Raw genomic sequence first — 12387 nt, forward strand, 5'->3', positions numbered from 1 at the left:
TATTATTCTATTGGAGGTGGTGGTGGAATTGGAGGTTCTGGAATCTTGTAGCCAACACCTAAATAAATACTAGATTTTTCTCTTTTTATACTTTCAATTTCTTTTTTTGTGAGCTCACAAATGGGTTTGCCAAATTTTTTTTGTGCGATTTCTTCATAATACAATTGATACCCTTTTTGAATGTCGATAAAAGTCTGTTCTATAAATTCTTTATTGGTGGTTAAATCCCAATTTAGTATGCAATTTTCAACGTAGTTATAATCGGTATCTGGTTTTTTTAAAAACTCATGAATATAATTTGCTATTGAATCATTTGCAATAGGTCTTTCATTAACTAAAACCTGATTGTCTCGATTGATTAAAACACGAGTAAATAATCGTCCACCACATACTATAGGACAACTCTTACAATGATTAAAAAGTGTTACATTCACTGTTTCATTGGTACTCAATTTTAAAAGAAACTCGTGGGTTTTACAACAAGTCTCTTCGTTTAGTTTTAGGGTTATTTCGTCTAAGATATCTTTGCGATATTGGTTGTAATCAATAGATACTACTGGTAAAGAATCATGAATGTCTAATAGGTACTTTTCATTAGAACAATACTTGAACGTTTTATTGGAAAACAAAAAATAACCACTTACTAAAAAGATAGTAATTAATGAAGCAAAAAGAAAGCCTTTGCTGTTATAATATTTTTTTCTTTTTCTCAAATTTAAAAAGTGATATTCAATCCAATACCATTTGAATTGGTAATTACTTTCATGTCAAATTGATAGCCAAGGCTGTTTGTGTTGCCTTTTACACTATCATTATATAGTTCAATACTTTTGTCTTTCATTCTGGTTCTTCCAGATAATATAGGGATGGAAACTCCTATTAATCCAGCACCTACATAAGTAAAACCAGATGGATAATCTGAATCTGAAACTAATCCTTTTACGACATCACCTACTACTAATCCAATACCAGCGCCCAATAAAAATCCTCCAACCGACTCTTTGGTTCTGGATTTTTTATACAATTGTAAGGCTTCAGGGTTAGCAGCTAGTGTTTTAGTAATTTCATGTTTGTATATTAAAGCATCATTTATATAAAACTTATTGTCTCTTATTTCAATTTGTTGGGAAAAAATAAAACCAGCAGATAGCAAACAAAAAAGAGAAAGTAATTTTTTCATAGTTTTAAATGTTTAAGGGTTATAGTTTGTAACAGCATTTCTAACACTGCCGTATTCTAATAATAATTTTTTGGCTAAATCGTATTCAATGGCAAGTTCTTCCATAATCATTTTGGTACCCCGATCAACTAATTTATCATTACTCAATTGCATGTCTACCATTTTGTTGCCTTTCACTTTTCCTAATTGAATCATGGTGGCAGTTGAAATCATATTTAAGACTAATTTTTGAGCCGTTCCTGCTTTCATACGACTACTTCCGGTAACAAATTCTGGTCCTACAACTACTTCGATAGGAAATTGAGCCGTTAAGGCTAACGGGCTTCCAGCATTACAAGTAATACAACCCGTACTAATACCATTTTCATTACATTTTTCGAGTCCTTTAATGACATAGGGAGTCGTTCCTGATGCCGCAATACCTATAACAACATCATTGGTGTTAATTTGCCATTCTTGTAAATCGAGCCAAGCCTGAGTGGTACTGTCTTCTGCATTTTCAACTGCTTTTCTAATAGCAGCATCACCACCTGCAATAATACCAATAACTAAATCGAAAGGAACTCCAAAAGTAGGTGGACATTCAGAAGCATCTACAATTCCTAAACGGCCAGATGTACCCGCACCAATATAAAAAAGACGACCTCCAAGCTTCATTTTAGAAACAATTTCGGTTACTAAAGCTTCTATTTGAGGAAGCGCTTTTGCAACTGCAAGAGGAACAGTCTGATCTTCCTTGTTAATATTGGTTAATAAAGTATGAACCGACATCTGTTCTAAATGTTCATATTTGGATGCTAGTTCGGTGGTTTTGGTAAAATTCATTTTGTATTACTGATAAATAGCTAAAATACAAAGATTTTTTGGGTATTGGGAATTTTAGTTTTAGAATTTAGCTACTATACAAAATAAGCTAAAACAATACCTAAAACAATTACTGTAAGTTTGGCTAAATTAAATTTATGTCCTTCACTTGTTTCAAAAATAATAGTAGAAGAAATATGAAATAAAATGCCAATAACAATACCCGAAATTTGCGTGTAATAATGACTTAAAAAATGCAAATGACTAGATAAGAAAGTTCCTAATGGAGTCATGGTAGCAAAAACAAACATAAAAAATAAAATAGCTTTTCTGTTTAGATGTGCATTGATAAAAAAAGTGGTTAGAATAATTGCAATAGGAAAATGATGAATAGCAATACCATATGCTAAATGATTGTGGGTGCTAATCGGCATTCCTTCTAATAAAGCATGCAAACATAAGCTAAAAAACAAAAGCCAAGGCATTTGGTGTAACGTTTGATGTCCGTGAACATGACCGTGTTCCGCACCTTTAGAAAAGTATTCTAAAATAATTTGAAATACAATTCCTATCATAATAAATATGCCTATGGCACTATTATGGTTATGATGATGATCTTCTGTGTGATGTAAATCGGCTTCGTATACTTCAGGTAATAAATGCATTACGGTTAAGGATAATAAAAAAGCTCCACTAAAGGCTAATAGTAGTTTTAAGTTTTTTTTACCTTTTGGTCGAAGATAAAGTGCTATAAAATAACCTGTCAATACAGATAGTAGCGGTAAAAGATAAACACTATAATCCATTATTTAAAAATCATAATTAAACGTTCTGAATCGTTTTTGTAAAACTTTTGCAGTTTATAATTTCCAAAAATATCCAGTAAATATATTCCAGCTTCTTCCATCATTTGTTCAAAATCAGCCAATCGAAGGGCTTGTACTTTTTCTGTAAAATGATACCTTTCTCCTTCGTAAGTAAATTCAATTTCTTTAAAAATATGATTGTCTTTGACATATCTTTTGATGTGAAAATCAATGTCATCAACAGTTTTTACTTCTTCTGGAACCAGATTTGCAATTACATAATCTACGTTCATAAAATCAATGCAGGCCAACCCCGTTTCATTTAAACTATTGTGAATAGCTTTTAAAGTAGTCAGATTGTCTTCATCTTTTTCAAAATAACCAAAACTGGTAAAAAGATTGAAGATGGCATCATATTTTTCTTCACAAATAGCACGCATATCATGTACTTTAAACTGTAACCTCTCATTCGCAAATTTTGACGCTTCAGCGATACTATTTTCTGATAGATCAGCACCCGTAACATCATAACCTAATGAATTTAAATAAATGGAATGTCTCCCTTTACCACAGGCTAAATCTAATATTTTGGCCTGTTCTGGAAGATTGAGATAACCGGTTAAGTTATCCATAAAATATTGTGCTTCCTGATAATCTCTGTCTTTATATAGAATATGGTAAAAAGGCGTATCAAACCATGATGCATACCATTTTTGTTTCATCGAATTGTTATTTTCTGTCATTGTTTCTTTACCAACCAAATTAATCCTGCAAAATTACATAATTTTTTGCTCTCTTGAAGGTATAACCTTATTCATTCTTTCTAAATCAAAGAAAAACTATCGACTAGAATAAAATTAATGTATTTTTGCAATTGAAATTGAGGTTTGAAAATGGAAAATTTTAAAATGGTAGCCAAAACCTTATTTGGATTTGAAGAATTATTGGCTAAAGAATTATTGCAATTAGGTGCTCAGAAAATAGAGCAAGGTACACGTGTAGTAAGTTTTGTAGGAGATAAAGGGTTTATGTATAAAGCCAATTTAGCTTTGAGAACCGCTTTGAAAATATTAAAACCAATTAAGACTTTTAAAGCGTATAACGATAAAAGTTTATATGACGGGATTCAAAAAATAGATTGGTCTGACTATCTGACAGAATATAAAACTTTTGTGGTGGAAACTACTTTACATTCTGAACATTTTAATCATAGTCAGTTTGTAGCCTTAAAAACAAAAGATGCTATTGTAGACCAGTTTAGAGAAGCTACAGGGAAACGCCCTGATATTGATAAAGATTTTCCAGATTTGCGAATTCATATTCATATTGATAGAGATATGGTAACTGTTTCTTTAGATACTTCTGGTGAATCGTTACATAAAAGAGGCTATAAAACAGCTACCAATATTGCACCTATAAACGAAGTGTTGGCCGCAGGAATGTTGCTTCTTTCAGGATGGGATGGTAATAGTCATTTTTTAGACCCTATGTGTGGTAGTGGAACAATTTTGGCTGAAGCAGCGATGATCGCTTGTAATATTCCAGCTAATATTAATAGAAAAGAGTTTGCTTTCGAGAAATGGCAAGATTGGGATAGCGAATTATTTGATAAAGTTTTAGAATCGTTATTAAAGAAAACACGCGAATTTCATTATACTATAACGGGTTATGATAAAGCACCAAGTGCTGTCGCAAAAGCGAAAGATAATATTCGTAATGCTAATTTAGAAAGTTATATTGCCATACGTCAAGCTAATTTCTTCGAGACTGAAAAAATGACCGAAGGACCATTGCATATGCTATTTAATCCACCATATGGAGAACGTTTAGATATACAAATGGAACGCTTTTACAGAGAATTAGGAGATACTATGAAACAAAAGTACCCAAATACTAATGCTTGGTTTATTACCGCTAATTTAGATGCCTTAAAATTTGTAGGTTTAAAACCTAGCAGAAAAATAAAATTGTTTAACGGTAAATTAGAAGCAAGATTGGTAAAATATGAAATGTATGCAGGTAGTAAACGAACCAAATTTCAAACTGATACTAACCATTAAAAATAAATCTAATGAGTAAAAAAACTAAAGCATTTTTCTATAACTTATTTGGTTTTTCTGTTTTTTATATTCCAGCATATTTATTAATCATGACCTTTACTACGCTTATTGGTTTTTGGATTGCAGGACCAGCATTTATCATTTCTTTGATATTGTCACCTAAATTTCAATATATGAATACTAGTGAAGGAGAAAAGATATTTATGAAATGGATTTTTAAAAAAGGAATTCACGAAGTGAAATAATAAAAAAGCAATATTAAAAAAACTAAAAAATCACTGTAAATAGTGGTTTTTTTTGTTTTTAAGCCTGTATATTTGCGCTCAAATAATAAACAAATAACAAATAAAATGATGATTACAAAAAAAATGAAAGCCGTTTTAGCTTGCTTTTCGATGTTACTATTAACAAGTTGTTCCGTTGATGATGGGAAAGATGGTGAAAATGGAGTAGGTTTTGATGAATTAACCAAATTTGGTGTTGTAAAACTAACATTAACAGGTGTGAGACCAGATGAAGTTCCATTTTCAAAAACAACTGCTTTTAAATTTACTTCTGTTGAAGGGAGCGATTACAATAGCAGTAATTCAGTACAACCTAGCGGAAGTAATTTAACGTTTAATATTCTAAGATATTTAAGTTCACCTGATGATGTATTTCAGGAGTCAACAGTGTCTTTTAGTTTGGATGTAACCGATGCTGGACTGGCTACACAAGCTTTAGACTTAAATTCATTTAGAATTGAAAACTTTGCTGTAGTAGGTGATGATTTAAAATACTTTGTGCTTTCTGATAGTTATAATACTACTAGTACGAGTGCTAATTTTCAAATCTCAAACTATACTTTTAACGACGCAACTAATGAATTGAAATTTACTTTTTCTTTTGATGTTCCTGCTTCTGATAATGATTCAGAACATGATATGAAGGTAAAAGGAGAAGTTAATGTTATCGTTTTAGAAGAGATTTAAAAGTATAACGCATAAAAAAGACCTCACTTTGAGGTCTTTTTTTTATATTTTTATTCCTGGAGGAAGCATATCTTGATATTTTCTGTTTTTTCTAAAAAACTTTATTAATTTTAAATGAGTAGGAACAACTTTTAATTTTCTTTCTTCGGCAATAGATAGAACGTTTTTTATAAATTCTTCGTGTAATGCTTCATCGGAATTTTCGTTTTCGCAAAACTTAGTTAGAAAAATTTTTCGTTCTTGTAGCGAGTATTCGATAGATACTAATCCAGCTTCGGTAGTAATTTCAAATTGTCTTAATAACTCGTTGTCTTTAATTTCCATTGGTTAATGCTTTAAAATTAAAAAATTTTAACAATTCTTAGTTAAATAATACTAAATTGCTATAAAAAGGCAGTGCAAAGTTAACGAATTGATAGTCAAATTCAAATAATTTTAACTTTTATGTTTTTTTATTCTTAAATGTTAATTAACTATTTATAAATGGAAGATTTACATTACATTTATACTTTAATTAAGTTATCCTTTCTTACTAATGTCTAGAATACCTGTTTACTTTATGCCTGGTTTGGCAGCAAGTTCTATTATTTTTGAAAATATAAAACTGCCTGAAGAAGAATATGAAATGTTTTACTTAGAGTGGTTTGTTCCAAAGCCTAAAGAGTCTTTAACTGACTATGCGTTACGTATGACTCAAAAAATCAAACATGAAAACCCTGTGTTAATTGGTGTTTCTTTTGGAGGTATTCTAGTTCAGGAAATGGCAACTCTTATTTCTACTCGGAAAACAATTATTATTTCTAGTGTAAAAACCTATAAAGAAATGCCTAGTAGAATGAAAATTGCCAAGAAAACTTTGGCCTATAAATTAATACCTACTAGTTTGTTGTCTAATGTAGAATTATTGGTAAAGTATGCTTTTGGAGACAATATTATAGCCAGTCGCATTAAATTATATGAAAAATATTTAAGTGTTAGAGATAAAAAATATTTGGATTGGGCTATAGAAAGTGTAATTTTATGGTCTAGAGACAAAGTGGATGAGAAAATAATACATATTCATGGTGATGCAGATTCTGTTTTTCCAATACAAAACATTAAAAATGCAATTGTAATTAAAGGCGGAACACACATTATGATTATAAATAAATATAAATGGCTCAATGAAAATTTGCCAAAATTGATTAACCCTATTGAAAAGAATTAAATTATGAAGACGGATGTTGTAAAAAGAATTGTTCTAATAACTGCAGTAATTTCTGTTAGTGCGTTATTTATTTATGCTACAAAAACAAACGTAGCTCAGATTGCTCATGTAGATTATCCTACACAGATGAATTTTGCTCAAGAAGAAGTACCAACTTACATGGTAGATGTTCAGGAAAGATTAGATAGGGAAATGGTTACCAACATTAATTATCATACGAATACTACTTTGGTTATCAAAAGAGCTAATAAAGTGTTCCCTATTATTGAGCCTATTTTAGCTAAAAATGGAGTGCCAGATGATTTTAAATATTTAGCAGTAATTGAAAGTAGTTTGGTAAATGCAGTTTCTCCTGCTGGAGCAAGAGGTGTATGGCAATTTATGCCTACTACTGCAAAAGAAAAAGGAATGGAAGTTAACGATTATGTAGACGAACGATATGATTTGGAAAAATCAACCGAAGCTGCTTGTGCTTATTTAAAAGAGGCCTATTTAAAATTTGGGAAAAACTGGACGTTAGCAGCTGCTTCTTATAATGGTGGTATGGCAGGTGTACAAAAACAATTAGATGCTCAAAAAGTAAGCAGTTATTATGATGTATTGCTTACTGAAGAAACGGCACGGTATGTTTACCGAATTTTGGCTTTAAAAGAAATCATGAAGAATCCTCAAAAATATGGATTTGAAATACCTTCTCATGCACTGTATTCTGAAATTCCAGTTAAAAAAATTGAAGTTGATTCTACAGTAACTGACTTAGCTGATTTTGCACTAACACAGGGAATTAATTATAAAATTTTAAAGATTCATAATCCTTGGTTAAGAGATAAATCATTGCCTAATAAATCTAAAAAGAAATATGTTATTGCTATCCCAACTGAAGGATATAGTAAAATTGAAAACTAATAATAAAAAAGCACTCTTTCGGAGTGCTTTTTTATTTATCGAAAAAGAAATCGTTAGATTCTCTTCATTTGTTCTTTCATCATTTTTATTTGATCTTTTAACATACCGTGTTTGTCCAATTTCTTTGCTTCTGTTAGCAAATTATTGGCTTCCATTTTACGTCTTTTAGTCATAGCAATTCCTGCTAATTGTAATTTTGCTAAAGCTAAGTCTTGATCCATAGATAAACCTAATTCAATAGCTTTTTTGAAAAATTTTTCCGCTTGAGTTAAATTAGTTTGCGAAACCATAATTCCATTCAAGTAATTATAATACCCTTGTTGTTTGGTTACTAAGGCGCTTTCTGGATTTTTAATTTTGTCTAACCATTTTTTTGCGCCTTCCATATCTTGCTTTCTTAATTTTAAAAAAGCCAATAAAATCATTTCGTTTTTAAAATATAAAAAGATGAAAATTGTAGATAATAATAATAAAAAGATTCCATTCCCTATATTACTCTCCGTGAATTGATAAACTGCAAAAGCAATGATTAACCCTGCTAAAACTAATTTAATATTTTTGTTGAACATAATTATTTTTTTAAGAGTTGCAAAGGTAATAAAATCAATTAAAAATATTTTTAAAAAAGTGCTTGCTATTGAAAAAAGACTTTGTATATTTGCACTCGGTTTTACGGAAAGATAAACCATGAGTTAAAAATTCGATTTTATTTATAGATTTTAAAAATACAAGCAATGAGTAAGAGAACATTTCAACCATCAAAAAGAAAAAGAAGAAACAAGCACGGTTTCATGGATAGAATGGCTTCTGCAAACGGAAGAAAAGTGCTTGCTCGTAGAAGAGCTAAAGGAAGACACAAATTGACTGTTTCTAGCGAACCTAGACATAAAAAATAATGTTCTTTTACCAAGCAACAATATAAGGGTGTTACTATTTTTTAGTAACACCTTTTTTTTAATCTGTTCATACATTTTACGTTTTTTTGAAATAAATACCTGTGGTTCAAAAGGAATAAAAAGATTGATTTGAAGAAAATATAGAAATATGAGATAATCTTTTTAATTTTGAAGAATCAAATAAAATTTCGAACCTTTAGGTAGTATTTTTTAAGAATAAGCACATAACACATAATATAACTACACAACAATAACTACACAATGCCAAAAGACAATTCTATTAAATCGGTTTTAATTATAGGTTCAGGTCCTATCGTAATTGGTCAAGCGTGTGAGTTCGATTATGCAGGTTCACAATCGGCACGCTCTTTAAAAGAAGAAGGTTTAGAAGTCATTTTGATTAATTCTAATCCTGCTACTATCATGACAGATCCCACGATGGCTGATCATGTTTACTTAAAACCTTTGACAACAAAATCTATTATTGAAATCTTAAAAGCACATCCTCAAATTGATGCCGTTTTACCTACTATGGGAGGACAAACTGCCTTGAACTTGTGTATCGAAGCAGACGAAAAAGGAATTTGGGAAGATTTTGGAGTAAAATTAATTGGTGTAGATATTAATGCCATTAATATTACCGAAGATAGAGAGCAGTTCAAACAACTTTTACAAGAGCTAGGAGTAGGTGCAGCACCTGCTAAAACAGCTAATTCTTTCTTAAAAGGAAAAGAAATTGCACAAGAATTTGGTTTTCCATTGGTCATTCGTCCTTCATTTACTTTAGGTGGAACTGGAGCTGCTTTTGTGCATACTAAAGAAGAATTCGACGAAAAATTAACTTACGGTTTAGAAATGTCACCTATTCACGAAGTGCTTATTGATAAAGCACTTTTAGGATGGAAAGAATATGAATTAGAATTATTACGCGACAAGAATGATAATGTAGTTATTATTTGTACTATCGAAAATATGGACCCAATGGGAATTCATACAGGAGATAGTATTACGGTAGCTCCAGCCATGACATTATCAGATAGAACCTATCAGAAAATGCGTGATATGGCTATCTTAATGATGCGTTCTATTGGAAATTTTGCTGGAGGATGTAATGTTCAGTTTGCGGTTTCTCCTGATGAAAAAGAAGATATCGTGGCTATTGAAATTAACCCTCGTGTCTCTCGTTCATCAGCTTTAGCCTCTAAAGCTACAGGATATCCAATTGCTAAAATTGCCACAAAATTAGCTTTGGGATACAACTTAGATGAATTGCAAAATCAAATTACAAAATCGACTTCTGCTTTGTTTGAGCCTACTTTAGATTATGTAATTGTAAAAATACCACGTTGGAATTTCGATAAATTTGAAGGTTCAGATAGAACATTAGGATTACAAATGAAATCAGTAGGTGAAGTAATGGGAATTGGACGTTCTTTTCAAGAAGCCTTACATAAAGCCACGCAATCTTTAGAAATTAAAAGAAATGGATTAGGAGCAGATGGAAAAGGATATAAAAATTATGAACAAATCATTGAGAAACTAACGCATGCTAGTTGGGATCGAGTTTTTGTAATTTATGATGCCATTGCGATGGGAATTCCTTTAAGCAGAATTCATGAGATTACCAAAATAGACATGTGGTTCTTAAAACAATATGAAGAATTATTCCATTTAGAAAAAGAAATTGCCAACTATAAAGTAGACACACTTCCAAGAGAATTACTATTAGAAGCAAAACAAAAAGGATATGGTGATCGTCAAATAGCACACATGATGGGTTGTTTGGAGAGCCAAGTATACAAATTGCGTCAGGATCAAAAAATAAACCGCGTTTATAAATTAGTAGATACTTGTGCTGCTGAGTTTAAAGCACAAACACCTTACTATTACTCTACGTTTGAGGCAGAAATTGAAAAAGCAGACGGAACCCGTTATGTGCACAATGAAAGTATTGTAACAGATAAGAAAAAAGTAATTGTTTTAGGTTCTGGACCAAATAGAATAGGACAAGGAATTGAATTTGATTATTCATGTGTGCACGGTGTTTTGGCAGCTAAAGAATGTGGTTATGAAACCATCATGATCAATTGTAATCCAGAAACAGTTTCAACCGATTTTGATACCGCAGATAAATTATATTTTGAGCCTGTGTTTTGGGAACATATTTATGATATTATCCAACATGAAAAACCAGAAGGTGTTATTGTGCAGTTAGGAGGACAAACCGCTTTAAAATTAGCAGAAAAATTATCGAAACACGGAGTGAAAATCATTGGAACTTCTTTTGAAGCCTTAGATTTAGCAGAAGATAGAGGTCGTTTCTCTGATTTATTAACTCAATTGCAAATACCTTTCCCAAAATTTGGTATCGCAGAAAGTGCAGAAGAAGCATCACAATTAGCAGATTCATTAGATTTTCCATTGCTTGTGCGTCCTTCTTATGTATTAGGAGGTCAAGGAATGAAAATTGTAATCAACAAACAAGAATTAGAAGAACACGTTATTGATTTATTAAAATCGATACCAGGTAATAAATTATTGTTAGACCATTATTTAGATGGCGCTATCGAAGCGGAAGCAGATGCCATTTGTGATGGTGAAAATGTGTATATCATAGGAATAATGGAACACATTGAGCCTTGTGGCGTGCATTCTGGAGATAGCAATGCTACCTTGCCACCTTTTAACTTAGGCGAATTTGTAATGCAACAAATCAAAGATCATACGAAGAAAATTGCGATTGCATTAAAAACGGTTGGTTTAATTAACATACAATTTGCGATTAAAGACGATACCGTGTATATTATTGAAGCCAACCCAAGAGCTTCTCGTACCGTTCCATTTATTGCAAAAGCCTACAAAGAGCCTTACGTAAATTATGCAACCAAAGTGATGCTTGGGCAAAATAAAGTAACCGATTTTACGTTTAATCCGCAATTAAATGGTTATGCCATTAAACAACCGGTTTTCTCGTTTAGTAAGTTTAAAAATGTAAACAAAGCCTTAGGACCAGAAATGAAATCTACAGGAGAAAGCATTTTGTTTATTGACGACTTAAAAGACGACCAATTTTATGAGTTGTATTCGAGAAGAAAAATGTATTTGAGTAAATAATATATGAGAATCCCAATCGTAAGATTGGGATTTTTTTTGAAAAATTAATATTTAAAACCATAGTAATTATTTTCTATAATTTGATCAAGTTCATTCATGAGATTTTCATCATTATAAATATATCTATTAAATCTGATACCGTCAATATGAATATTGGCAAAGTTTTTAGAAGTTCTAATAGAAGTGTATTGTATGGCAAATATGGCATAAATATTTTTTAATTCTCCAAATTGAACATAACTAATTTCAAGTCCAATTGGGAAATCATTTCTCATACCAACACTTATTGTTGAATCTTTATATTTAGTATTTTTAATTATGAATTTGGATGCGTATTTTTTGAATTTATCTAAATTTAAATTGAATTTTGGTTGGTCAATTTTCCATTTTGTCAGCTTATTAAAGAAAAGTTTTTTTGAAAAATGAGCTGTTGCTTGTTCTAA

Annotated in this window: 15 protein-coding genes; 7 read left to right on the forward strand and 8 right to left on the reverse strand. The window is 31.0% G+C overall.

Annotated elements, in window-relative coordinates; translation table 11 throughout:
• Positions 1 to 2: 2 nt before the first annotated feature.
• The 5 genes from CX675_RS09815 to CX675_RS09835 form a co-directional block, all read right to left on the reverse strand.
• Positions 3 to 713, reverse strand: coding sequence for a hypothetical protein (locus tag CX675_RS09815; protein ID WP_130735059.1), 711 nt, complete (start codon positions 711 to 713; stop codon positions 3 to 5).
• A 2-nt stretch (positions 714 to 715) separates the two neighbouring features.
• Positions 716 to 1180, reverse strand: a complete 465-nt coding sequence (locus CX675_RS09820; protein WP_130735060.1) for a hypothetical protein — start codon at positions 1178 to 1180, stop codon at positions 716 to 718.
• Between the two features lie 12 nt (positions 1181 to 1192).
• Complete coding sequence (gene murQ, locus CX675_RS09825) at positions 1193 to 2005, reverse strand: N-acetylmuramic acid 6-phosphate etherase (protein ID WP_130735061.1); 813 nt, start codon at positions 2003 to 2005, stop codon at positions 1193 to 1195.
• A gap of 74 nt (positions 2006 to 2079) precedes the next feature.
• Positions 2080 to 2790 carry a ZIP family metal transporter gene (locus CX675_RS09830; protein ID WP_130735062.1) on the reverse strand — a complete coding sequence of 237 codons (711 nt, stop codon included), beginning with the start codon at positions 2788 to 2790 and terminating at the stop codon, positions 2080 to 2082.
• A complete protein-coding gene (locus tag CX675_RS09835) occupies positions 2790 to 3533 on the reverse strand; it encodes a cyclopropane-fatty-acyl-phospholipid synthase family protein (protein WP_130735063.1) in 744 nt (247 codons plus the stop codon). Before CX675_RS09835 ends, CX675_RS09830 begins: the two co-directional genes overlap by 1 nt.
• A gap of 150 nt (positions 3534 to 3683) precedes the next feature.
• On the opposite strand from CX675_RS09835, the gene CX675_RS09840 reads away from it, so the two are divergent.
• From CX675_RS09840 to CX675_RS09850, 3 genes are all read left to right on the forward strand, one after another.
• The gene (locus CX675_RS09840) at positions 3684 to 4850 is read left to right on the forward strand and encodes a class I SAM-dependent RNA methyltransferase (RefSeq protein WP_130735064.1); all 1167 of its coding nucleotides are present in this window, start codon (positions 3684 to 3686) and stop codon (positions 4848 to 4850) included.
• 11 nt (positions 4851 to 4861) lie between these two features.
• The gene (locus tag CX675_RS09845; RefSeq protein ID WP_130735065.1) at positions 4862 to 5095 is read left to right on the forward strand and encodes a hypothetical protein; all 234 of its coding nucleotides are present in this window, start codon (positions 4862 to 4864) and stop codon (positions 5093 to 5095) included.
• Positions 5096 to 5200: 105 nt separating this feature from the next.
• Positions 5201 to 5821 carry a hypothetical protein gene (locus tag CX675_RS09850; RefSeq protein WP_130735066.1) on the forward strand — a complete coding sequence of 207 codons (621 nt, stop codon included), beginning with the start codon at positions 5201 to 5203 and terminating at the stop codon, positions 5819 to 5821.
• 42 nt (positions 5822 to 5863) lie between these two features.
• Here the strand turns inward: CX675_RS09850 and CX675_RS09855 are convergent, their stop codons facing one another.
• Entirely contained in the window at positions 5864 to 6145 is a 282-nt protein-coding gene (locus CX675_RS09855; protein ID WP_130735067.1) for a GNAT family N-acetyltransferase, read from the reverse strand.
• 211 nt (positions 6146 to 6356) lie between these two features.
• Between CX675_RS09855 and CX675_RS09860 the strand changes: the two genes are divergently transcribed.
• On the forward strand, positions 6357 to 7028 hold the full coding sequence (locus CX675_RS09860) for an alpha/beta hydrolase (RefSeq protein WP_130735068.1): 672 nt from the start codon (positions 6357 to 6359) through the stop codon (positions 7026 to 7028).
• A 3-nt stretch (positions 7029 to 7031) separates the two neighbouring features.
• The gene (locus CX675_RS09865; RefSeq protein WP_130735069.1) at positions 7032 to 7934 is read left to right on the forward strand and encodes a lytic transglycosylase domain-containing protein; all 903 of its coding nucleotides are present in this window, start codon (positions 7032 to 7034) and stop codon (positions 7932 to 7934) included.
• Between the two features lie 53 nt (positions 7935 to 7987).
• Here CX675_RS09865 and CX675_RS09870 read toward each other — a convergent pair whose 3' ends face one another.
• A complete protein-coding gene (locus CX675_RS09870) occupies positions 7988 to 8503 on the reverse strand; it encodes a DUF2892 domain-containing protein (protein WP_130735070.1) in 516 nt (171 codons plus the stop codon).
• A 165-nt stretch (positions 8504 to 8668) separates the two neighbouring features.
• Between CX675_RS09870 and rpmH the strand changes: the two genes are divergently transcribed.
• Both rpmH and carB read left to right on the forward strand, forming a co-directional pair.
• Positions 8669 to 8830: a 50S ribosomal protein L34 gene (rpmH, locus tag CX675_RS09875; protein WP_008464848.1), complete on the forward strand. Its 162-nt coding sequence runs from the start codon at positions 8669 to 8671 to the stop codon at positions 8828 to 8830.
• Between the two features lie 261 nt (positions 8831 to 9091).
• Positions 9092 to 11944, forward strand: coding sequence for a carbamoyl-phosphate synthase large subunit (carB, locus tag CX675_RS09880; protein ID WP_130735071.1), 2853 nt, complete (start codon positions 9092 to 9094; stop codon positions 11942 to 11944).
• 44 nt (positions 11945 to 11988) lie between these two features.
• On the opposite strand, the gene CX675_RS19995 is transcribed toward carB, so the two are convergent.
• Positions 11989 to 12387, reverse strand: a 399-nt coding sequence (locus CX675_RS19995) for a hypothetical protein (RefSeq protein WP_205728623.1), incomplete at its 5' end; no start/stop codon positions are given.

This window comes from Flavobacterium sp. J27, assembly GCF_004303025.1.
Lineage (GTDB): Bacteria > Bacteroidota > Bacteroidia > Flavobacteriales > Flavobacteriaceae > Flavobacterium.

Coding starts and splice junctions, on each gene's coding strand:
- CX675_RS09820 (WP_130735060.1), bottom strand. CDS start 1,180: ATGAAAAAATTACTTTCTCTTTTTTGTTTGCTATCTGCTGGTTTTATT.
- murQ (WP_130735061.1), bottom strand. CDS start 2,005: ATGAATTTTACCAAAACCACCGAACTAGCATCCAAATATGAACATTTA.
- CX675_RS09830 (WP_130735062.1), bottom strand. CDS start 2,790: ATGGATTATAGTGTTTATCTTTTACCGCTACTATCTGTATTGACAGGT.
- CX675_RS09835 (WP_130735063.1), bottom strand. CDS start 3,533: ATGACAGAAAATAACAATTCGATGAAACAAAAATGGTATGCATCATGG.
- CX675_RS09840 (WP_130735064.1), top strand. CDS start 3,684: ATGGAAAATTTTAAAATGGTAGCCAAAACCTTATTTGGATTTGAAGAA.
- CX675_RS09845 (WP_130735065.1), top strand. CDS start 4,862: ATGAGTAAAAAAACTAAAGCATTTTTCTATAACTTATTTGGTTTTTCT.
- CX675_RS09850 (WP_130735066.1), top strand. CDS start 5,201: ATGATGATTACAAAAAAAATGAAAGCCGTTTTAGCTTGCTTTTCGATG.
- CX675_RS09855 (WP_130735067.1), bottom strand. CDS start 6,145: ATGGAAATTAAAGACAACGAGTTATTAAGACAATTTGAAATTACTACC.
- CX675_RS09860 (WP_130735068.1), top strand. CDS start 6,357: ATGTCTAGAATACCTGTTTACTTTATGCCTGGTTTGGCAGCAAGTTCT.
- CX675_RS09865 (WP_130735069.1), top strand. CDS start 7,032: ATGAAGACGGATGTTGTAAAAAGAATTGTTCTAATAACTGCAGTAATT.
- CX675_RS09870 (WP_130735070.1), bottom strand. CDS start 8,503: ATGTTCAACAAAAATATTAAATTAGTTTTAGCAGGGTTAATCATTGCT.
- rpmH (WP_008464848.1), top strand. CDS start 8,669: ATGAGTAAGAGAACATTTCAACCATCAAAAAGAAAAAGAAGAAACAAG.
- carB (WP_130735071.1), top strand. CDS start 9,092: ATGCCAAAAGACAATTCTATTAAATCGGTTTTAATTATAGGTTCAGGT.